The 21,953-nt window shown below is 48.0% G+C and carries 29 protein-coding genes; 1 reads left to right on the forward strand and 28 read right to left on the reverse strand.

The features are described from left to right. Positions 1-911 precede the first annotated feature (911 nt). Positions 912-1,175: a hypothetical protein gene (locus Q0V21_RS08035; RefSeq protein WP_301878321.1), complete on the forward strand. Its 264-nt coding sequence runs from the start codon at positions 912-914 to the stop codon at positions 1,173-1,175. 18 nt (positions 1,176-1,193) lie between these two features. Here Q0V21_RS08035 and Q0V21_RS08040 read toward each other — a convergent pair whose 3' ends face one another. The 28 genes from Q0V21_RS08040 to terS form a co-directional block, all read right to left on the reverse strand. Further along, positions 1,194-1,421, reverse strand: coding sequence for a helix-turn-helix domain-containing protein (locus Q0V21_RS08040; RefSeq protein WP_301878322.1), 228 nt, complete (start codon positions 1,419-1,421; stop codon positions 1,194-1,196). 534 nt (positions 1,422-1,955) lie between these two features. Continuing rightward, entirely contained in the window at positions 1,956-2,717 is a 762-nt protein-coding gene (locus Q0V21_RS08045) for a M15 family metallopeptidase (RefSeq protein ID WP_301878323.1), read from the reverse strand. Then, positions 2,714-2,983, reverse strand: a complete 270-nt coding sequence (locus Q0V21_RS08050) for a phage holin family protein (RefSeq protein ID WP_301878324.1) — start codon at positions 2,981-2,983, stop codon at positions 2,714-2,716. The genes Q0V21_RS08045 and Q0V21_RS08050 overlap by 4 nt, the downstream gene beginning before the upstream one ends. A 1-nt stretch (position 2,984) precedes the next feature. After that, entirely contained in the window at positions 2,985-3,458 is a 474-nt protein-coding gene (locus Q0V21_RS08055; protein ID WP_301878325.1) for a hypothetical protein, read from the reverse strand. 13 nt (positions 3,459-3,471) lie between these two features. Beyond that, positions 3,472-3,603, reverse strand: coding sequence for a hypothetical protein (locus tag Q0V21_RS08060; protein ID WP_278294822.1), 132 nt, complete (start codon positions 3,601-3,603; stop codon positions 3,472-3,474). Between the two features lie 55 nt (positions 3,604-3,658). Continuing rightward, positions 3,659-3,973, reverse strand: a complete 315-nt coding sequence (locus Q0V21_RS08065) for a hypothetical protein (protein WP_301878326.1) — start codon at positions 3,971-3,973, stop codon at positions 3,659-3,661. Then, the gene (locus Q0V21_RS08070) at positions 3,970-5,739 is read right to left on the reverse strand and encodes a tail fiber protein (RefSeq protein ID WP_301878327.1); all 1,770 of its coding nucleotides are present in this window, start codon (positions 5,737-5,739) and stop codon (positions 3,970-3,972) included. The genes Q0V21_RS08065 and Q0V21_RS08070 overlap by 4 nt, the downstream gene beginning before the upstream one ends. Next, a complete protein-coding gene (locus Q0V21_RS08075) occupies positions 5,693-5,911 on the reverse strand; it encodes a hypothetical protein (protein ID WP_285074756.1) in 219 nt (72 codons plus the stop codon). Before Q0V21_RS08075 ends, Q0V21_RS08070 begins: the two co-directional genes overlap by 47 nt. Further along, positions 5,901-6,062 (reverse strand): hypothetical protein, encoded by a 162-nt coding sequence (locus Q0V21_RS08080; RefSeq protein WP_285074757.1) that lies wholly within the window; start codon positions 6,060-6,062, stop codon positions 5,901-5,903. The genes Q0V21_RS08075 and Q0V21_RS08080 overlap by 11 nt, the downstream gene beginning before the upstream one ends. Before the next feature lie 72 nt (positions 6,063-6,134). Continuing rightward, complete coding sequence (locus Q0V21_RS08085) at positions 6,135-6,329, reverse strand: YqaE/Pmp3 family membrane protein (RefSeq protein ID WP_285074758.1); 195 nt, start codon at positions 6,327-6,329, stop codon at positions 6,135-6,137. A 61-nt stretch (positions 6,330-6,390) separates the two neighbouring features. Next, positions 6,391-6,972 (reverse strand): stalk domain-containing protein, encoded by a 582-nt coding sequence (locus Q0V21_RS08090; protein ID WP_285074759.1) that lies wholly within the window; start codon positions 6,970-6,972, stop codon positions 6,391-6,393. A gap of 42 nt (positions 6,973-7,014) precedes the next feature. Next, positions 7,015-9,075, reverse strand: coding sequence for a bactofilin family protein (locus Q0V21_RS08095; protein ID WP_285074760.1), 2,061 nt, complete (start codon positions 9,073-9,075; stop codon positions 7,015-7,017). A 4-nt stretch (positions 9,076-9,079) separates the two neighbouring features. Then, positions 9,080-9,439 (reverse strand): DUF6711 family protein, encoded by a 360-nt coding sequence (locus tag Q0V21_RS08100; protein WP_285074761.1) that lies wholly within the window; start codon positions 9,437-9,439, stop codon positions 9,080-9,082. A gap of 12 nt (positions 9,440-9,451) precedes the next feature. After that, a complete protein-coding gene (locus tag Q0V21_RS08105; RefSeq protein ID WP_285074762.1) occupies positions 9,452-12,469 on the reverse strand; it encodes a phage tail protein in 3,018 nt (1,005 codons plus the stop codon). Next, entirely contained in the window at positions 12,470-12,835 is a 366-nt protein-coding gene (locus Q0V21_RS08110) for a Gp15 family bacteriophage protein (protein WP_285074763.1), read from the reverse strand. It abuts the gene before it with no gap. Continuing rightward, positions 12,804-13,115, reverse strand: a complete 312-nt coding sequence (locus tag Q0V21_RS08115) for a hypothetical protein (RefSeq protein ID WP_285074764.1) — start codon at positions 13,113-13,115, stop codon at positions 12,804-12,806. Before Q0V21_RS08115 ends, Q0V21_RS08110 begins: the two co-directional genes overlap by 32 nt. A gap of 25 nt (positions 13,116-13,140) precedes the next feature. Next, on the reverse strand, positions 13,141-13,593 hold the full coding sequence (locus tag Q0V21_RS08120; protein ID WP_285074765.1) for a phage tail tube protein: 453 nt from the start codon (positions 13,591-13,593) through the stop codon (positions 13,141-13,143). A gap of 9 nt (positions 13,594-13,602) precedes the next feature. Further along, a complete protein-coding gene (locus Q0V21_RS08125; RefSeq protein WP_285074766.1) occupies positions 13,603-13,992 on the reverse strand; it encodes a minor capsid protein in 390 nt (129 codons plus the stop codon). Then, positions 13,989-14,375 (reverse strand): hypothetical protein, encoded by a 387-nt coding sequence (locus Q0V21_RS08130; RefSeq protein ID WP_285074767.1) that lies wholly within the window; start codon positions 14,373-14,375, stop codon positions 13,989-13,991. Before Q0V21_RS08130 ends, Q0V21_RS08125 begins: the two co-directional genes overlap by 4 nt. A 1-nt stretch (position 14,376) precedes the next feature. Beyond that, on the reverse strand, positions 14,377-14,703 hold the full coding sequence (locus Q0V21_RS08135) for a hypothetical protein (RefSeq protein WP_285074768.1): 327 nt from the start codon (positions 14,701-14,703) through the stop codon (positions 14,377-14,379). Next, positions 14,703-15,068, reverse strand: a complete 366-nt coding sequence (locus Q0V21_RS08140; protein WP_301878328.1) for a head-tail connector protein — start codon at positions 15,066-15,068, stop codon at positions 14,703-14,705. The genes Q0V21_RS08135 and Q0V21_RS08140 overlap by 1 nt, the downstream gene beginning before the upstream one ends. 8 nt (positions 15,069-15,076) lie before the next feature. Then, positions 15,077-15,400, reverse strand: coding sequence for a hypothetical protein (locus Q0V21_RS08145; RefSeq protein WP_285074770.1), 324 nt, complete (start codon positions 15,398-15,400; stop codon positions 15,077-15,079). A 31-nt stretch (positions 15,401-15,431) separates the two neighbouring features. Next, positions 15,432-16,307, reverse strand: a complete 876-nt coding sequence (locus Q0V21_RS08150; RefSeq protein ID WP_285074771.1) for a capsid protein — start codon at positions 16,305-16,307, stop codon at positions 15,432-15,434. Positions 16,308-16,343: 36 nt separating this feature from the next. Beyond that, complete coding sequence (locus Q0V21_RS08155; protein WP_285074772.1) at positions 16,344-16,934, reverse strand: phage scaffolding protein; 591 nt, start codon at positions 16,932-16,934, stop codon at positions 16,344-16,346. A gap of 137 nt (positions 16,935-17,071) precedes the next feature. Next, positions 17,072-18,193 carry a phage minor capsid protein gene (locus tag Q0V21_RS08160; RefSeq protein ID WP_285074773.1) on the reverse strand — a complete coding sequence of 374 codons (1,122 nt, stop codon included), beginning with the start codon at positions 18,191-18,193 and terminating at the stop codon, positions 17,072-17,074. Next, a complete protein-coding gene (locus Q0V21_RS08165) occupies positions 18,190-19,692 on the reverse strand; it encodes a capsid protein (RefSeq protein WP_285074774.1) in 1,503 nt (500 codons plus the stop codon). Before Q0V21_RS08165 ends, Q0V21_RS08160 begins: the two co-directional genes overlap by 4 nt. A 2-nt stretch (positions 19,693-19,694) precedes the next feature. Further along, complete coding sequence (locus Q0V21_RS08170; protein ID WP_285074775.1) at positions 19,695-21,029, reverse strand: terminase large subunit domain-containing protein; 1,335 nt, start codon at positions 21,027-21,029, stop codon at positions 19,695-19,697. Then, entirely contained in the window at positions 21,022-21,819 is a 798-nt protein-coding gene (gene terS, locus Q0V21_RS08175) for a phage terminase small subunit (RefSeq protein ID WP_301878329.1), read from the reverse strand. Before terS ends, Q0V21_RS08170 begins: the two co-directional genes overlap by 8 nt. Positions 21,820-21,953 lie beyond the last annotated feature (134 nt).

Here is a 21,953-nt window from a genome sequence, read left to right on the forward strand (position 1 = left end):
CTACAAGCAAAAACAAGCATCTACAACTCATTTTGTGGGTAAAATGAGGGTAGAAAAAAAGAGCTAAGGAATCCAATTCGATGGACTCTTCAGCTCTTTTTTGCAATTCAAATTACGAATATGTACTCGTCTTTTGGTGAGGTCACTTTTACAGTGACGGGTGAATTTATTTCATGAACCTCAATTACAATCTTCGCTAACTCCTCCGCGGCATTTCTGTCTAGTGCTTGCTTAATCTCAATTTGATGAGTCTGCATTTTGCACGTCCTTTACTGTCATGTTTACCCTTTGAGTTACAGAATGCTATAATCAAGGCATCTTAGTTACTCTGGAGGTCAATAAGTGAATGTCTCCCGTGGGAGGTGTTTACTCGGAGATTTCATTGATTCAAAAGGCTGGACTCAGGCGAAATATGCAGACATAGTAGGTAGACACCCACGAGTAATATCACACTTCTGCCAAGATGAGAGAGTGATGCAGCCCGAAGACTTAAAAGTCGCGTCCATTGTATTCAAGCGACCAATGGATGACTTTTATGAATGGAAAATTGAAATCAGTGATTTTGAGTAAACGGCGGTTATTTCCCCGCCCTCCCCTGGAGGTTTCGGAGCAATTTGCTCTTAAATGTTGTTATGTAAATAATACCTTTTTCCTATGACATTCGGTGTCATAATATGTCGAACGACCCAAAGGTAAAACTTTACATTTAAAAACTTCACGAAACTTTGCATTGACTTTGTGTTAAAGATATATCTGTCATTATACACGGAACATACGTTCTTGTTAATACGTATTATATTGTCTATTGTCGAATATTATCTATATAATATCGTTTATCTGTTTTAACGAAGTGGTTTTCTCGGATGTTTTTGGTATGATTTAAGTAATCGCATCCAGAAAGGGACCAGCAGATGAACGTGTATAAGATGGAAGTAATGGCGAATGGTTTTTTAATTCGTGTATTTTATGGTGAGACAGAAGAACGAGGATTGAAACAATGCAAAGACTTCGCATCTGGATTTCAACGGAAGGTTTCAAACATTGAAATGAAGGTAGTTATTCAAAAGAGAGCGAAACAGAAGAACCGATGGAATTACAATGGTGTTCCTTGGGAGTATTACAAGACACTGACTAAAAAGCCGTTGAAGCCAAAAGAGAAAAACCCACCGGAATGAGCTGGTGGGTTAAAATATTCATTCATATGGTCTATACTTCTCACGCAACTGTTCCGCCTCTCGCTTACGGTCCTCAACATCCGATTTGAGAAAGAGACGAACTGACCCGGACTCTTTGACTGGCTGCAATTTACCGCGCTGAACTAAGGACACTAGATTTTGCTTGGACACGCCAAGCAGCTCCACTGTTTCAGCAGATGTTAGTACGTTCTCTTGTATGATGCGGATCAGATCGTCCCGTTCCATCAAATCACCTCGTAATCAATATTACCATTGTAGCGACACTTAGACCCAGTGAAAGCAAACTGATGATCAAAGTCACTTTAGTTATTTTTGACATACTCATGATTATACATGCTCCCTTCTTGTCATGCTATACTAAGGGAAGAGAAGGATTAAGGAACTCACACGGTCGGCCTTTGGGATTAACCGACCGTGCTACCCTCAAGTCCCGCCTATCGGCGTAAGACTATGATGAGGTTGACTACTGCGGTAAGCAAGCTGACAATGGCCGTGAGAAGCGTAACCAGCTTGTCCACCGGGAGTTCCTTTTTCTTTCTCCTTTTTTTCTTCATCCTTGTTCTCACCTCCCATAAATAATATACCATATCTATTTACTATAGTCAATAGGTTTATCCTGCATGTCTATGTTTTGATGAACGCAAAAAAAGGCCCCGCCAGATTAACTGGTAGGGCTTTTGATCTTTCCAAGCGATTGGGATTTTTGCAGAGAAGACTTGTCAATTTCAATGTAAATTATTCCGTTAAATATTCCTGAAATTATTCCTGACTTGCTTCAATCTTTTTCAATCTCAAGTCCATGGCTTTAACATCACCATTGGTCCCTGCAATCAAGGCCAGGATATTTTTCCTGAGCCGATTAATGACTACCGCCGTTTCTTCCCTCGTGATTTGTGCCCCCGGACGGGTACCGTCAAAATAACCATTGGCTGTAACCTCTGCCCATGCCGCTTCTGCCCACTTGCTGGGCACATTAATGTCTCTCTCCTGTGTCACTGGCTTGTCCTCCTTGATCTGTAATTTTGCCATAGCAACATTAATCTGCATTTGTGTTGGACGCTGTCCAGCGCGGCATTGAGCCGTTGATAAGCCAAAGTCCATCTGTAGGTGAGGATAGTCAGGGAAGCTTGCCCAATCTCCACCCCATGTAAAGCCCAACCCCTTACCGATCTCCGCGACCTGGAGCCAGTCAGCCCGTTTGTCACCGTTACCATCCCGTACTGTATCCCAACTCACCGACTTGCCATCAGGCATAAGCAACACATAATCCACGGCCACACCAAAATTGTGATAACTGTACCCACCGCGTGCGTTAGTTACAACCTTCCCCGGCTTACTACGACCCTGTGCATACAAAGCGTCTTGCTCTGCTACGGTCCGCAAACCCTGCGTGATGACTATCGGGATGCCAATAGCAAAAGAGCGCTGTATAAGCCGCTCCGTAGCTGTACGCACAACAGGCAATAAACCTGTCAGCTTGGCAGCAGACTTGCTCATTACATAATCCAATGTGAGTGTCATTGCTGATCAACTCCCTTTTTCGTCTGCTTCACCAACTGATTACCGTAAACCGCCACAGCGCCCACCAGAACGCCTTGTACAACGCTCTCCACGCTCAAGCCAAGCATCAGGATAGAAAATACAATAGCTATACTAGAAACGATATAAATGATAGTCCAATCCTGTACCTTCGGCGTTGACTTCAATACATACCCGATCACCCAGCAGGCTGCCAATACGATCAGCAGCCGGCCATCAATCAACCCTTGAATAATGTCCCATTCCACACTACATTCCCCCTAACTTAATTCCGGCCCATACAGCCGCGATAAGAAGTCCAGTCAATCCAGTTAATGCCGCACCATACACGGTACGCTTTAGCCACTTTTGGTCCTCGTCATGCTTATTTAAACGTGTCAGCGCATCTGCCGCATTGCGCTTGGCTTCATGAGCTACATCGGTTGTCTTCTTCAATTCAGCTTCAAGCTCAATAATCCGAAGAGTCATTTGCTGGGCTGCCTGTAGGGCTTCTTTGGAAATTTCTCTAACCTCGGCCAAACCTGGAGCCAATGCCGCCAGCGGCTTCAGCGCTTCCTCGATCCGAGCCAGTTGAACCTTCAAATCTACAATCGTATTTACATCCTGCACCTGCATGTCCTGTACACCTCCTGGTATGGCTTCCATACGCCAATCCCCCGTCTCTATCTGAATATATTGAAAAGCCCCCTGACCACTCCAGAGGGCATAAAAATAGCGCACCACTTGGGTACGCCTGTTATACGATATTTCCGTTTTGGTCCATTCCCGCCGCTTCCAGCGCTTCAGCCACTTTATCACGGCTTTGAACTGGTACAGACTCCAACTTTATCAGTCCTTTATGGATCATCATTACATATACAGCTAACATAGTTTCACCTCCCTTCAGGAGTGCTACGGCCCAGCGGATCAGCAGCCTAGCAAGTTTACGCCTCATCAGGTAGCACACTAAGCAGCAGCATGTGTAGTTCCATGAGTGCAAGTTGATTCGCGTTGCTCTCGGCGGACAATCTCTGGTTCTCGGCCTTGGAATCTTCGAGTTGCTGCTTTAAGAGGTTCACTTCCTGCGAAATATCAGGTGTTGGCTCGTCATACTCCCCATCGATATCAAAAGCTGTAAAATCAGAAACGCCACGAAAAGCGAACACTTCTGTTTGGTCGTTGTATCCGACGATACTATCCGCTGTTTTAACGATTCGCTGTGCCTCGAATGTTTCTCCATGAACCATTAAATTTCTCATGATCTGATCAACCCCCCTTGAACAACGGCTTCTGCTGTTGTCCCTCCAGGTTGTGCACTTAACTTAACAATGGTCGATCCGATATAAGAACCTAATCCGATACCATTTCCACTTCCTGAGTTATTATCTGAAAATACGTACGACATTGAAGATGAATATATTGCAATTGATTGCTTGTTTGATATGGTATTAGCCGTTAGATACGCATTAGAAAATGATATAGTAATGCCACTCTGAGTGCTAGATGTCGTCATTACACAGTTCGAAATTCTTGCTAACTTTACATATGTTAAATCTATCGCTGTCACATTAGATGGAGCATTTATAGTCAAGTACCTAATATATATGACGGATATACTCACCCGCATTAGCGAGACTCGCCCAGATAAGATGGCAGGAGACCCAGTGGTGGGTCCTATGATGTCGATATAGCCATTACCTTGTTTATGGGCTATGTTTATATCCTCGACATAAGTCCCAGCTGCTATGTGTATCGTGTAAGGGTTATTAAAAATAGGGGGAATTAATGATAATGCCTTGTTGATTGTTTTAAATGCTGTTGAAGTAGTTAGACCATCATTGCTGTCATTTCCCGTAGAAGCATTCACATTGTAAGTGATAAAAGTAGTTGTTAAATCAATACCCGATGAAGCGGCCGTCCAGATCGATCCATCATAATACTCCAGTTTTCCTGATCGGATACGCATCCCATGAGGTTCACTATTAGCTGCACTAGTATTTGCATGATTATCTAGAGCTGTTTGAGCTTCTGCCTGCACAGCATCGGCTTTAACCGTAGCATCCTCAGCAGCTAACTGCCGAACAGTGTTCACGGCTTTAGGTGTAGCAGCTTCGCCTTCCTCTTCGGATTCGGTAGCGTTGGAGAGCTGCACAATCCCTTTCTGTGTAAGGGACGCATCATCAATGACGATTTCCCCAACCTTCTGATCCGTGTATTCATTAGCTGCCTGTTCGGCTGCGTCTGCCTTGGCCTGCGCCCCCGTCTTGCTCTCCCCATCTTGCCGGACAAACTTGGCATCAGCTCCGCTCATAAGACCTGATAACCCACCTGTCACTGCGTCAGGAATGACATCTGTACCTCCCGGAAGATGAGTAATCGCATGAGCCCCCGGCGTTGCTTCCCCTGTTGCGGTTACGGTCACCTGTTTTGTTGTTGGATTGGTGGAAACTGTAATCCCGACACCGCCCACAAAGGTAACAGTATCGGATTTGCTGGAAGCTTCCACATCATTGATTACTGCAAAGGCGTTCTGGTTGACCTCGGCTCCTGCAGCAATCCCATTTAGCTTTGTGTGGTCCGCTGCTGTTACATGGATATTCGTATCCGATGCATGGCTGTCCAGATTGGCTTGTACGGCGTCCGTTTCAGCTTTGCGGGCAATGTCATCCGTTGCGGCTGGAGCGGCTACCTTGGCGCGGCCTGCGGCGTCACGTTGCATAAGCGTGTCAGGGGTTGAAGTGCTGGTGCGGCCATCCACTATCAGCTTGTCAGCCGCACTCATGAACCCCGCGGCATTGCCTTTTGCTGTCGGGTGCTCATCTGCCCCGCGTGCCTTGTGAGCTGCCAGATCAGCAGCAGCAGCGGCAATGGCTGCCGCCTTAGCTGCATCAGCTTTAGCCTGGGCGTCTGCTGGCGTTCCTTTGGTATCCATTTCAGCCTGCACACGATCAAAACCGATGTTAATGTTATTGAAATCCTCACTTATCTTTTTGCTGCCCTCCAGATTCGCGAACCGGTTCGCCATTCGTAACAACTCCCTTCAATAAATTTTCAACGTCCTGGTGAATAGTCCGAAGGAATGCCACCTGTGATTCGAGGGTGGGCAGCGTCTCCAGCATGGCACGGATTACTAATGGGCTCTCGCGGAAAATATCACTTACATCCACGGATAATTCAAGAACCTTTTTAACTCTCACCAGTCACACCCCGATTCATATTCTTGAGGATTTCAAGCATGGTGCCCTTCATCTGATCATTGACCCGAATCGTCACTGTCTCGGCTTTAATCCGTTCATCATGGGCCTTTAACTCTTCGCGGATAATCTCACGTAATCGCTGTTCGTCCATGGTGTTCACTCCTTTTTAGGCAACAAAAAAAGAGCCCATGTGTATGGACTCTCATTTGAATTATTTAATTCATTAACGGCTACGCTCGATAGCCCTAATTAACTTCTCATTCCGTTTATCTGCCTTATGAGTATGAACCACTAAGAATGCGTGAATCACACCAGGAATATAACCGAAAAATGTAAGAATGATATTTAAGATAAATGCTCCCGGTTTCCCACAAAACAAAACGGCCAATGGCGGTAAAAAGCAAAGAAAGTATAGCAACTTATATCCCCCTAAGTAAATTATAGGTATATACTACCATGATTTCACTAAGGCGGGTGATTTATTTCGCTATCGCCAAGGCTTCGTCGATTAGCTTCAGGCCTGCCTCTGCATCTGCTAGGATTTTGTCATAAGAAGCAAGTTGTTTTTCTTTATCCGCTAGAACCGGAACCGAAATTCCACTAGCCTTTGTTTCTTCAAGAGCTGCTATTTCTTTAAGCAGACTTTCTCTGCCTTCTGTTGCAGGCTTGATGGTATTGTTAATAACGCTATCTCTTAAAGACTCAAGGCTAGATTTAGATCCACCAATATATTTATTACTTGATGAAGAAGGAGAACTTGGAGTTGATTCTTCTGATACCGTAGTACCGGAACTTTCTTCTGAGGATGTAATGGTTATAATTTTACCCGTCACTTTGACATCAGCTCCTAGTGCCTCAGACAACGCTCGCGCCGGAACGTTCGCTCGGGAGTCAATCACAGCGCCCTTGTCCGACAATTTTTTTCCATCAACAATGACAGTATATTCACCTGTCACCTTTTTACCAACTAAACTCTTAACCGAGTCTGCAAAAGCGCCTCCTGCTGTCGAAACAACCACTCCAATCAAAATACCTCCTGCGATATATGCGACCTTTTTCATTATTTAACCTCCGTAATGGTGCAATTTACCTATTATGATACATTACGGTGTCGAGGTCGTAAAGGTTCCACCACCTGTATTCGGATTGTTTGCGTTATTACCGTGATTATGATGAGCAGTAGTAACAGTATGTCTATGGTTGTTGAGAGTGTAGTTTAATGAATTAATTTGATTTTGCAGAGATTGTAATTGATCCGGCAGACCATTGATTTGGCTGATTCCCAAATTTAGTCCGATTACATTCCCATTAGTGAACTGGACCACACCTTGCAGTGTAGTTACTCCCGCTGTGGAACCAAGACGCAAACCATTATTACCAATCACAGCTAATTCACTTGAGTTGGCGTAAATCAGACCTTGAGATTGACCGCTTGCGTTATAGTAGGTGTGTCCCGAAATGTTTGCCGATGGATTGGTACCCAGAGTGACCCGGCGTGCATTGCCAGAGTCATAGAATGTGAATCCGTTCGGATCTAACTCGATCCGGTCGCCACTAGCTGCTGTCCTAATTTTACTACCCAGGATGTCAGCACCTTGAATGTACGAACCAATTATCTCGCCACCCTCAACCCGTCCAGCAATCAGCGTGCCGTGGAATGTTCCATTAGCTGCCTGGAGTGTTCCGCTGAACGTCCCATTCACACCCTGCAATGTTCCGGTGAATGTACCGCCCGCCGCTCGAAGGTCTCCTGTAAAGGTACCACCTGCCGCTTGCAAGTTCCCGCTGAATACTCCATCCGTGGCTTCCAGTGTGCCAATGAATTTGTACTTGCCTGCAACCGGATCGAAGTACAACCGATCTTGACCATTGGCCTGGAAAGAGAGCTTGTCACTGTTCAGGATAACTTTGCTCTTGTGGTCCTCGCGCTCTATGATCAATCCCTCTGTACGGGTGATGGTCGCCCCATAATAGGACTTGCCTTCCTTGATGGCATCCTTATTCAGCTTATTAACTTGTTGCGTCAGGCTGCCTTCAACGACAAACTCACTACGTTGTTCGGATACAGATGGAGCTTCTAGGCTCATCTTCAAGCCGCCTGCAAAATTGAATACTTGATGCAGGATGATTGTTTTGTATCTGACAACGCCATCCCAAGGGATATTCGTATTCTGCCAGGTTGAAACCGTCTCATCCCATGTGGTGCCTTCCTGCTGTTCAAAGCCGATGACGTCACCCTGTTCAAGCTGCGGGTATCCTCTCGCATCCATCGTAAGAGGTAGATAAGAAAATCCATTCAACGTTGTCAGAAGGCCATTCGTGACCGCCTGCGTAGCAAATGGATTTTCTACGTACAATGTATGGTTCTCATCTCCGGTACCCGCTTCATATTGCAACTCGTCCTCGGTATTGTACGTGACCACGACCCGTGTATACGTCTTTACTGGATTCGTTTGTTTGACCGTCACATAATCAGCCGTTGTCATATCGAACACAGGGTTTTCGGAAGCTGTAAAACGTTTGAATTTGAGCGTACCCGCTTTATCGATATAAATGCTTGCGCTATTGGCAGAAGCAATATAAGCCAGTACCTGGCGCATGGTGTACCCCGCTGGACCAGCCTGAATTCGGTATGCTGAATTAATGACCACGCTGCTATCATACGTCCAACCCAGGCGCTTACAAATCTCATCGAACACTGCTTTCTGGGTAGTCGGGTATGTCAACGACGATATATAAGCTACATCAGCCATAACCAACTTGTCATAACAGGTGAATGTCCAAACGTCATTGACCTTTTCCCGGTCATCGACAAAGAACTCTCCCAGGGGCAACCAGTCTGTCCCTGAGCCTGTCCACGTTAGGTTCATGTCTTTCCATGGATACTGTGCTTCAAGCCACGTCAGGCCAGCCAGAGACAGGGACAGGTACGGCACGATACGGGCATTCGCTGGAATGATTTCATTTGTTCGTAGCTTAATAGTCAGTTTAGAAGGAATGGCCGTTCCGATCTCAAAACCATCGGTCAGGCTCAAACTGTTTTCTATACTGAAATCCACGATTCTACTGCTGTTGTATTCCTCACTGCCCACCAGAGCCTTGACGATAAATTCCCGGTCTGGCCGTTTTAAATAATCCTTGTAAAGTGGCGATATAGGAAACATCCAATCACCTCTCCGTCAGCGTCAATTTGAGCCCGTTCCAGTACATGACGCCGCCACTCATCACACTGAACGGTGCGGGCCGATTGCCGACATACATCCGTTTGGTTTCATGCTTACCTGTCATCGGATCAGGATAGGTGCAGTCAAAAAACACATTGGACATGGATTGGAGGATGGAGGACATTTCAGCCCAGGTCAGCATCCCCCAAGTCATGTCGATCTGCCGTTTGACCGCTATCCGGTCCCGGTTCAGCGTGCCGTTTGCTGTACGTACCGATGAATTAGCGTCATCCAAGTCAAGCACCGTCACCTGGTACGTGGAGGGATAAGCAGCAATCTCTTGACCATTAATTTTGATTTCCAATTGTCATCCCTCCTATGTCGTTAATGGCGAACGGCCTGTACGCCTTGTGATGTCGTTTATGGCAGTCACAGTAGCACGCCCCAGCTCCGTACCATTAAGCTGGATGACGGTCTGTTTATCTCCGTTTCGGATTGCGTCCAGAATCAGGAGCAAGATTTCCACCATCGGCTGATTGTTCCCGCCTATCATGTCCTGCAACTTGGACAGCGGCGTTACAACTTCCGGGTCAACAGAGGCTCCCCGGTTATCCCCGACCATGGCAAGCGTAGGCCCGTAGGCCAAACCACCTTTTGCCAACTTCGGTATCTTAGGTATCTGCGGTACCCCAATGTTGCCCCCGCCAACCTTCTGACCAAATACCTCAAACTCAGGAATGCTTACGCTCAGGCTGTTAAACCCTTCAATAACCTTGTTGATACCGTCTATGATCAGGTTCAATGGAGCTTTGACAAGGCTATACAAGGAATCGAATATCCCGCCAAAAATATCTTTTACGCCTGTCCATGCCTTCTTCCAGTCACCTGTGAAAGCACCAGCCACAAAATCAATGACCCCGCCAAGCGTTTTCAGAAGCCCTTTGATGATGCCGCCTACGCTCTCAATCACGGTGGTTACGATGTTCAGAACGATGTTGAAGCCCTTCACAAAACCAGGGGCCAACTTGTCTATCACATAGCTGATCAATGGCACAATGAACTTGTTGTAGATGTCCAGCGCCGCCGTTACCAACTTCATGACAACCTCGCCCACTTGCTTGATGATCCCCTTGAGAGTGCCGTCCCAAATTTCGTTCAACTTTTTAAGGAACGGTTCTATGATCGGTTTCAGGATGTCATCCCAAAGCTTCTGGAACAGATTCCGTGTATTGGTCATGAACTCCGTCAGCTTCGTAAGCAGTTCGGCCCCATATTTGTTCCAAAGGCCCTTAATCGTCTCCAGCGTGTCCAGAACGATTTTCTTGATCAGATCGAACACAGGCTTGAGTACCGTATTGTAAATGTCATTGATCAGTTTGACAGCCCATTCAAACGTGTTGGCTGCTTCCTTGAAAGCCCAAACCAATGTGTCTGTAAATACGGGTACCAGCGTATCAATAACCTTCGCCGCAATCGGGATAATGAAGTCATTCAAGGCATAATCCACAAACGGCTTTATCGTACCATTCAGCAAGTCAGAAAATGATTTCCCGATCTGCGGAATGATGTCCAAGAACATATCCCTGAACTTCTCCAATGCTGGATTCAACGTCCCCGACCACAAATCGTTGATATGGTTGACCGCATTCGTAAACGTCTTGGTGAACAAGTCAATGGCCCAAACCAACGTATCTGTAAAGATGGGTACCAATGTCTCAGCCAGCACCGTGGATACCGGGATAGCAAAATCATTCAGCATGAAGTCTGTAAATGGATTAAGCGTCCCATCCAGCAGGCTTTGTAAAGCTGCCGCAATTAACGGCATGTTGGTAACGAAGGCGTTCTTCACCTTCTCCAGACTAGGCAGCCATACAGTATCCCACAGCTTAATTGCCTGATCGGTGGAATTACGGAATGTCTTGTCGAACATGTCAAATGCCCAAACAATCTGCTTCGCAATAACCGGGGCAAAAGCTTTCACAAAGCCAGTAACGATGGATGGAATGAAATCGCCCAATACATATTTAGCCATGGGCACTAGAACCTTGTCTTTCAGATCCAGGAATGTCTTCCCAATGTTATCAACTGACTTCCGAATGGGAACCATCATGTCGATGAACGGTTGCAATGCTGGCCGCATCTCACCCCAGCCAGAAGAGATATACGCCCAAGCTTTTGAGAATCGGGATTTGATATCCTCCAGGAATGCAGCAACCTGTTGTTTGATCGGATCGACGTCAATCGAAGGCGTACCCAAGTCCAGGTCACCAAACCCGGCCATACTGCCTAGGCCGCCAATTCCTTTGCCAGCTCCTGCAGCTTTTGACCCTGCATCATCCAAAGCAGAAGCTGCCGATTGTGCCAGCGTATTGAGCTGGTCGAATCCGGCCAGGCTGCCCTTCATGTCTTTTCCGGCTTTCTTCGCCTTCTTGCCTGCCTTCTCAGCCGCTTTACCCGTATCCTCGACGGCAGGAGCTGCGGCAGCCGCTGCATCACCCATGCCGCCCATGGCATCGGTAGCCACGGTTATTCCGGCTCCACCAGCGTTCACTGCGTCACCAAAGACCAATTCTGTGAATGCCTTAAAATAGGCTGCTGCAACCTGTAACTTGGCTATGATCCAATTGAGCCCTTTTAGGATCGGCGTCAGAATGTTAATGAATCCCGCACCCATCGTGCCCTTGAAGATGTTCCATTGTTCCGACATCATACGGACTTGGTTGGCCCAAGATTGGCCGTTACGTGCAAAGTCACCCTGAGCATCGGCGGTTACCTGTAGCAAATAGCCATACCGGAGCATGGCCTGTTCTGATTGTGTCATGGCTAACCATGATTTTGTGATGCCCTGTGACATAGCGTATGCTTCCATGTTGACCACGGACATGTTAACGCCCAATTGTTTCAATGGCTCAGTCTCACCGACCATACCGGAGAAAACTTTGTAATACGCTTCGTCATTCGTGATGTTATAAAAAGAAGCCATGTCAGCAGACAATTCCGTCAACCTGACGGACATCTGTTTCATGGCTTCACCGGAAATACCGGATGATTTCAGCATGGCACCCATAGTGGATGCATATCGTTTACCGGACAACTCGGACAGACCGAACGACTCAATCAGGTTCGATGACCAGTTGTTAATCTGGTTTGTCATTGATCCGAACGTGACGTTAACCACGTTCTGGACCTCTGCCAAGTCGGATGCCAGGTTAATGGCTTCCTTACCAAACTCTTTTAAGCTATTGACAGCAAAGGCTGCGGCAACGATCCCGCCCAGCTTCTTAAAGGCCCCACCCACCAGGTTGGTAGCGGTACTGGAGATACCGTTGAGCTGCTGTTGAAAGGCTCCGTAGTTCAAGCCCAAGTCTAAATCTACGCGGCCTGCGCTTGACATCTACTCACCCCCAAACGCCCGGGCCATTACGGCTTCCAGACTCTTCATGTCCTGTGCGTATTTCAGAGGGTCTTCTAATTGTTTATCTGACTGCCGCTTTCGCCACTCGTTATAGATGCGGCGCTGATCGGAGTTGAACCCCTTAATGGTCTTGGGGTCTTGCTCCGCCCGGATCGACACAATACTCCCCAGCGGTGTATCTGGCATAAGGCCCCCGACCAGAGTACAGAACTCTTCCCACGGCATATCCCCGTGTTGTCGGATGCGGATTCCATATTGCTTGGCAAGACTGGCTTCGATTAGCCCCCAATCTTCGTACAGGTCATACCATCCATCAGGACTGGACTTCCCGCTGAAATCGCGCATTCGCTTCCTCGTAGGTGATGTTCATCATTGCCGCAAGAACTGCCGATGCCAGAACCATGATATTCCCCATGCTCATGTCCTCTACTCCCATTTCCTTAAATGCCTTTTTGCCAAACGCACCTTCCAAGGCTTTCAGGATGCCAGCAATTCCACCCGTTGACGCTTCTTCAAACGCCAACATGGCTGAAATACCGTTATTGACCGGATACAACTTCTCGCCAAGCTGAATTGATGGTAGATCATTAGAAAACTTATCTGTGATATTAATAACTTTTGACATGGATGAATCCCCCTTGGTTTATGAATTATGGTGTAGTTGGTGCTTTCTCAAATTTCGGCTTACCGTCAGACAACAACTCAAATTCCAGACCGTCAATGTTCGTCGAATCTCCACCCGCTGGCGTGGTCAAATTAATGACGCAATCCATAGTCAGCTTCGCGCCGGATGGCATCGTCCATTCGAAAATCGTTTCCACTTCTTGCCCCGTTCCAAGCAGCAAACCCGCAACATAATCGTTACCTGGATCGCCATAGTTCCGTTTACCTGAAAAGCTGAAAGACAGGGATTTACCCGTTACCGCACGTCTCGTCCAGCCCCCTTGGTCCATCGAACTCCATTCCTCAGTATTACCGTCGATAGCTGGCGCGAAATTCTCCAGATCCTTGATCATCATCATTTCTGAATCCTTGGAAGCGCGGCCCTTGATACCAACTTTAAAAATATTGTTATGAACCGGAAAAACACCTGTTGTCGCCATTCCATTCCCCTACCTCTCGTAATAAATCGTTGTCTCAATCACATATTCGTATATCCCTGCATCATCGGTACCAACATCAATAGGCCATGGTGTCCGCATCTCAAAAGCAATGACACGGTGCCCTGCTATCTCGCCATCAGAACGACCAAATAGCGCAGCATAGACCTCATGGGCCTTACGCTCCGCTGTATCTGCATTCTTGGACCAGTGAACCAGGATGGATATCGACTTGCTGGCATAGCTGGTGTTCTCCAGCCCTCCGATGGCAATGTAAGGTTGTCCAGTGTTCAGGTTGTAAATCCCAATGGACTGTTCCTTCTTCCCATCGATATTGCCGATGTACCAATTTGGGGAATCGATCTGCGTTTTCAGCCAATCCCGAATCTCGGACAGCATCATTTGATGAACCCACCCCCAAACTTCTTGACCAGCTTTTCAAACGTCTTACGTATCCAGCCCTTCTGTTCCTTCTGCCAGGCTTCCAGCCACAACCCCTGAGCATTAGCATTCTTGTCCCTACGGAAGTTGTATTCTGGGTGCCAGTACAAGCGGCGGGCATATGGCGTGTCATAGACAATCTTCACCTGGCCTTTTTTCAGCCCTGTTTTGTCTACCCAGGCGCTTCGCTCCAACTCTCCTGTCTGTTTCGGAACAACACCAGCATTGGCAATCTCGGTCAAGATACTCTGTTCCTTCCCGTTCACCACAACTTCAAGCGCTTCGATGGGTGCTTTGGACAGCTTTTGCATGGCCCTGGGATCCATCGTCACTTTAACCTTCATGTCAGCTCAGCTCCAATTCCGTAGAAAAGACGCTGCCGTCTGGATGCTGCGGCCGCGATGCGCTGAATATGATCCGATCCGAACCGCCAACCCGGACAAAGCCCTCAATCAGTTCTCCAGGCAAAATGTCACCCCGGATAATCACCTTGCCGGACAGAGTAACCAAACGGCGCTCCTTATCCAGCTTCTGACGCATCTTCTCGTCATAACAAGCAAGCCCGTCAAAGATTAATTCCTCGACAGGCTCCCCGTCTTCTGACAGCTTGGTGTGAAACACTTGAACCGGTGTCTTCAATATCCAATGTGGAAACGGAAACTTACCCCGCATCAGCGCAGCTCCCTATTCATCAACCCTGTGGCTCTCAGCAGGCTTGTAACACCTTCGGTAGTCTTGACCCCTCCGGGACCGTCAACGGCCTTAAATGACACGCTGACGCTGCCTGCGGAGTATCCAGAGAGAGGGAAGTCCAAGTAATCCCCATATTGGAACTGAAAATCCGCTTGCTGGCATACTGCCTTAACCACGTTCCCTCGCTGGAAGGCTGTCAGACCGTCCAGATTGCGTTGTACGATGCGATTATAGGTCAGGGCGTCTATTTGGTCGGATGCCCGACTGAGAGCCTTATTCAAGTCCTCAGCCGGAATCATGCCGTCCCCATACAGTTCATATTCTTCTGCCGTTACGTATGACATGCCATCACCTACTTGTCATCAGGTGTAGTCGTGGTCGCAAGCTGCTTTTTAAGTGATTTAATTTCCTTGTTCGCGTCATCCAACTGGGTTTTCAGCCCTGTCAGTGCTTCCGGTGTACCAGACCCGGATTCCGCAATCTGATTCCTCAACTCTTCGTTCTCTCTCACCAAGGCTTCATATTCCTTCCAGGCCACTTTTTTGCTTGAAGAATTCTCAACCACCTCAAGTGTATTTCCCGACTGTTCAGCGATATCGTAGCCGAGTTTAAGATAGGTATCCCGGTCAGCATCGTCAATCTTCAATTGTGTATTTCCCTTTACTGCAATCAACATGTGATTTGCCCCTCTCTATTGGCTGTTATGTTTAGGCTTGAACGTTCATTTGGATTGCTGCAGCTTTGCGCTCGATCAAGAACAGATCCGTGTAACGGCGGTTTTGGTACAGATACCCATCACCTTGTGTATGGCTACCTGGCTCCCACAGATAAACCGCACTGTGTTTGATCGGTGCCAACACGCACTCAGGATGAACAAGGATCAAGTTAATCTGTTTTGCACCCACACCCGCCACAGCACCGTTTGTGAAGTCATATACCGTCTTCATGCGGCTGGAAGGTACGGATTTCAACACAACCTCATCCAAGCTTCGTACTGCCCGGTCAATCACGCCGCTGTTCTGACCCACGGTGACGATCTGGCGAAGCTTCTCAGCGGATTTCAGCAGCTTCATATAGGTTGGCGTTACATACATGATTCGGCCTTCCTGCGGTACCTCTGCCTCGTCCATGTTCATCATCATTTCGTCGAACACTTCCAAGGCATTAGCAGCATCCAAAACGGTTGTATCAGGTGTGTAGCCCATCGCCACATAGTCTGCATACATTTTGGAGAAGCGATATTTATCAAGCTCAGGAATGGCCTGTTCCTTCTCAAATGTGGCAGTCAGATTAGCAGCAGCCACGACTTGATTCGTTTCATCTACGTTCATCGCGTCAACGAAGAACTCGACGTCACGGTCAAAATCCAAGGTCAGGTTCACGAAGCTATTGCTCACTGCCTGACGGTTCCAACCCCCAGAACGGTTGTGGTTCTTATAACCCGCTACATCCAAACTCGGCACCTGAATTGTTTTGGTGTTCACCCAGATCGCATTTTGCGTGGTCAGGGCATCGGAAGCCAACTCTTTCGTATACTTTTGCTGCAATGTGGTCAAAAAACTTTCTACATAGTTGAACGCCATGTGTTCATCTCTCCCTTAAATTAGTAAAATGGTTTATTACTTCGTTTCAGCAACGCCGAAAATACTTGCCAGTTGATCATTCGTGGCTTGCCCGGTTCCTTGCCCTGGATTACCAACACGGAAACCACCAGCACCTCCACCGTTCCCCCCCCCTGCTTCATCAGGCTTGAACAAGTAGGCATCCGATGTTTGGAGCCCCTTCAATTGCTCATCCAGCCCAACCACCTTGCCGTCATCACCAATGACCAACTTGGCTTTATCGATCATGCCCGTAACCACCTTCTCGTTATGGACTTTTCCGTTAAGCGCAGCAGAAATCGCATTGTTCATCTGAATATCCTTCAAATCCGCTTCGTACTGCTGCTTGGCTGCGGTATTCTCCCCCTGAAGGCGGGCAATCTCAGCCTTGAGTGTCTCGGAAGCACCTGCATCCTTACTGAGCGTTTCAAGCTGTGTGTCTCGATCGGTGATATCCTTTTCCAGCTTCTTCTTCACGTCCGATAAATCGTTATACTGTGATTTGGGAACAAAATGTTTTGGAAGCTCCTTGCCAGCATCCGTTACGATCCCGTCAATCTTTGAATCATCCAATCCCGCATTCTTCAACAACGTTTTCAGCCAATCCATATATCATCAACCTCCATAGATTTGTATAGCTGCTCTCCAGCTAAGGGAGTTAACCGATATGCTCCGGTTACTGAGCGGTGAGCCCCAAAAGTCTCATTTGGAGCCCATAGAAAAAGCACCCTCTGTGTAAGAAGGTGCTAATTAGGCGGTATTCTGAGTTTTTCACGTTTGGAATCCCTACGTAAGTAATCATGTTCTCTCAGGTGCATCCGCAATTGGGCTTGCCACTGTCTAACCTTGGCCTTGTAGTTCGCTTGATTCTCTTCATCCACGCTACCCGCTTCCAGACGCTTGTATTTGCGTATCTGGCGTTCCATGTACCGTTGCTTCTGTTCTGCTTGATAGTTGGATAGGGCTTTCTCATCGTCAACTGGCTTAGGCAATGAGCTGGTTCCCACAATGAAGGTCGTCATGTTATGACGACAGTTCGGATGGAATAACCCCCCAGCAATGGCGGTACTCAGCAGCGGATACTTCCCATCTGCAGCCGTTCCACCAGAATACACATCGTCAATGAACACCTTGCCCTGATATGGCAGGCATAGCTTTGAACAGTTGCCGTGTGAAGATATGACCACGGTTCGAATGCCGAGTTGATCCCGCTTGGCACCCTCTCCAGCAAACACCGCACGCTGGGAAGAGGTACGCAACGCCATTTCTGCATAAGAAGCAATGTTCACTCGCCGTCCATTGGCATAAGTGATATTGTCAAACCCCTTTTCCAGAAACTCCTTCGTCGCCATATCTATAGCCTGATTCAGCGAAACAGCACCACTGTTTAGATACACCTGGGACTTGTAGATAGTCTGTCTGTACACGTCATCCGCTTGTCTTAGCATGGCATGACGGGCAATTTGCAAATTGTTCTGTGCTGCATCTGCCAGAGCGTTAACCCGCTTCTCGTTGAGTTTGAAGAAGCTGCGGTCTGAACCATCCTCAGGCTGTATATCCGGCTTTTTGCCCGTGATCTTGTTCCACAGGCTCTTTACCGTGTCCTTCACCCGATCAGCCCCACGCCGCCAGGAGCCTTTAACCTCTTCCTCGGCTGCCTTCTTCACTTCTGGCTCATACTTCTTGGATATCTGGCGCGTCTCCTTGCGGTATTGCTGGATGTCTTGCAGCTTGCGTTGCTGCCACTGCTCCCAATCCTTGCCTTCCTCTTCTTCGGCAAGCTCATGACGTTTCAGGTTACGCTTCATGGACTTGATCAGATCCATTTCCATGTCAGAAAAGATTTGACGGATGTCGTATTTCTTCATTCGTCATCAACTTCTGGCTCTTCATCGTCCTCGTCATCAGGATCAGGCGGGGCATCACGATTTAGAGCCGGTTCATTTAAAATGTATCCTTGTTCTGCCTTCAAGCGTGCTACCTCAGCAGCCTTTTCTTCATCCGTCCAGGTATCACCGTACATTTCTTCAATCGCACGTTCTACGCTCATCACACCGAACGTCCGGGCCTTGCCCACCGTCTCTACCACGGCGTCAAAGGATGGACTAGCGTATTCACCGAACTTAACCGATACTTCATATTCGCCTGCTGCCCGACTCTGCATCGTGTCATGCACCTTCAATACCGTTTCCACCAGACGGGGCAACACCTCATTCAGCGCATCAATGATCTTGCCACGGGTGTATAGTGTGGCTTTCTCCTTCTCCCGCTGCGCTTCTGCGTTGTCGGTCTTCTTCAAGTCAATGCCCAGCGTGGATGGCGACATAACGCCCTGCAAGCACATATCCAGAGCGCTGGCATAGGACCCCACGAATGCTTCATACAGGATTTGCGGTTGCAACATGGTGATTTGGTCTTTACCGTCCTCAGCCATGGAGCTGCCAACCTTGATGAACTGATTATCAAATGGGTTGGCACGCATTGGCGCCCCAGTCTCAGGATTCTTAGGAACCAAGTCATCTGGAATGTACTTCTGCACCCGTCCAGCCCGAATCGCATCCCACCATTGACTGACCACCTCATCCAATGCGTCAAAGTTGTCTGACTTGCTATCAAACAAGGATTTCCCTCGTCCCTCCCACTTGGAGCTGCGGAAGAACATCAGCGGCACGGCCATAATAAACTTGCCATCGTATTCAATGTTCGCCAGTGCTGCCGTCTCAGGCAATACAGTAAGCGGCACGCCTTTCCCGTAAGAATCATAAAGCTGATACCGGATGTAACCAAGCCCATAGGTTTCTTCCAAGCGGTAATCCTTGCCCTTTAGCGTGTAATCCGTAAAGAAGACAACCTCCTGCAGCCTGCCGCGATTCCGTATGTACTCCACCTGATCCCCACTGTAGAACTCAATGATCGGGTATTTGGTAACATCAGTATCCACGGTGATTTTATATGCTCCATCCCCGGCCACCAAAGCGTCTATGATGTTTTGACCAAGCAACTCAGCAAAATCATTGTCCTCACTGATATCATCCCATGCGGTTTCCTTATCCACCTCAACGGCTTCCAGATCAGCAACGACGATATCCGATAGACGCTCTGCAATCATGGCGGGCATACCAGAATGAATTTTCCTAATCGTCATGTTCTGACTGGGTACCGCTGCCCAGAACCTTGCCTTGCCCACTGCATCTGTCCCTGTCTGCTTGTAAAACTGATCCAGCTCAGAAGCATCACCACGGAACCATAAGCGGTTACGCAATACATTCGTCCGATATGATAGCGGCTCAGTGATGTTTACAATTCGATTCTCCGGCGCTGGGTTAATACGCAGCATTTTCATGACCATATTCTTGATCCACCCCATTTCTATACCTCCAGTCTCTTCTTGAACGGCTGTACGGCGTATTCGCTACTATCCAAGCAGTCCACTGGGTAACTTCCGTCATCCGTCCGCACCCATTCACCCTTCTGGCGTTCTGTCTCGTCCCAAGTGGCGTTCTCTATGGCTTCAATCCAATGTTTAAGATGGGCCATGATTTTGTACCGCCCTTGGTTAATTAGGACGTTCGTCAATCTGATCCGGTCAACAATGCCCTCTTTCTTATAAGCAGGCACCACAGGAATGTGTATCCCCCTGCGTTTAAGCTCATTTGTCAGCGCCTGCCGGAACAGCTTGTCAGCAGATTCAGCAAAGATATGAGCACACGACAAAAAGGCCGGATAAGTTTCCGACCACTGGACTATCTTCTCAACGATTTCCTTTGCGTAACGGTCATGTGTATAGCCGTTCTCCTTGCCCTGCTTGTGGTAGAAACCATCCAGCAGCATAACCGATCCATATCGCGGCGTAAATCCAGTGAGCGTGGCAACCGTGGCGTCAGTGCCCCCGACGTCTATGCCAATCGAAAACTCAATGAACCGTTCAGCCCTTATCTGCTCCCGAGTGACGATGACATCCTTGACGGTGTAACCCGTGTATATCCGTCCTGTAGCTGCCGTCCGCTCACCCTTGATTTCTGACTTGTACCACAGACTGGACTTGTCATACGTCAATAGCAACGTCTTGAGCCGATCGTCAGGTATGCTCAGATTATCGAAAACGGTGAAGTGCTGATAATTGTACCCTGCGTTCTGCCCTTGCTTTAACAACTCATCCTGAAAGTCCAGAATGTCCGCATAGAACCAATGGGCTGGCGGCTTGGGGTTGAGGTCGAAGAACAATTGCCGCTTCGTGGATGCCAACGTCCGGTCAAATACTTCCTTCACGAACGATGGATGGCACTCGTTGACCTCTGTTACATAAGCGGTGCCGTAAGAGTTACCTTTGATCAGTGCGGCGTTGTTTGCCTTACCGCCGCCTGCAATAATAACGATCTTCTCACCTGTCTTAGTCTGAATGAAGAGCGCTGCACGGTCCTTGTATTCGCCTTCACGGCAACGGCCCTTGAACAGCCATTGCAGCCCGAATCCATTGGAGTCTATGGCGTTCATCTTCGTGGCTGCCATACTCACACCAGCAACCAAATGGAGCTTGTCCGGGTGAACCTCCAAGCACATGGCATAGGCAATCAGGTTAATGATATTCTTGCCTGCACGCTTGCCGCCCTCAGCCACGTTCAACCAGGAGTCCTGGCAACGCCGGATATATTCCGACTGCTTCGTATTAAATGGAGCATATGGAATCAGGGCTGTGTCAGTCATTATCTATCACCCGCTCCGGCACAGGGTTATTGATCAAGTCAGCCAAAGCGGTGATTTGCTGATTCAGATCAAGCTTGCTGTTATCTGGTACCTTGCCACGCATCACAGCGATACTGGCCTTGATCTGCTCCATGCGCTGCTTCCGGTCTTCATTCACCTCATCAGGGGAAGCCATCCGCAAAACGTCCTCATACTTCTTAATGGAGCTACCCAGGGCCGTCCATGCAGCAGCCATGGCTTTCAGGCCGTTTGCTGATCGTTCCCACGCAAACTGGAATTCATATTCCTGTTCAGTTATGATTTGCTCAAGGTTGGGTTCCTTCTTGGTTCCCCTGTTATGGACTTCGAATTTCTGCTTTTTGATCTCTTTAATCATTTCATCCTTGCCCGTTACGTGCTGGATCTTCAAAGCATGTATGATATTCGTGAGCTGGATGCGTATGCCTTCCCACATAATGTCCGCCGTGGAAAGGTCGGCTGTTGTGTCATAAATCTCTCGCGTTTCTTCATCATCTGGCAGGAACTTGCGGAATAAACCATGCTTGACGGCCTTGTCATTGCCATATGGCCCGCCGTGCCCACCTCTATTGCCTGCTGCGTTCTGATTGCCCTTGGGCGCTCCTGGGCGTGGCTCAGGCTGCTTCTCCCATTCATCAAGGCTTTTCCATTTACGAACAAGTCCGGCACTGATTCCAAGCTTTTCGGCAATCTCTCCTGGCTTCATTTCCTTGCCACTGGCGAACCACATCGCTAATGCTTTCTTGCGGTCCGGGCTTCTCTCTCTCGCCATTACATAATACACCTCACCCCTGACATCGTTTATGCAATATTTATGCACAGACATGTGTTCAAAACCCGGTCTTTTGTACATATGTACTTTCCCACAACCACGCCGAAAACCCTGATTTGACGGGCTTTTTGACA

The organism is Paenibacillus sp. 11B (assembly GCF_030487755.1).
In the GTDB taxonomy this organism is placed as follows: domain Bacteria; phylum Bacillota; class Bacilli; order Paenibacillales; family Paenibacillaceae; genus Paenibacillus; species Paenibacillus vandeheii.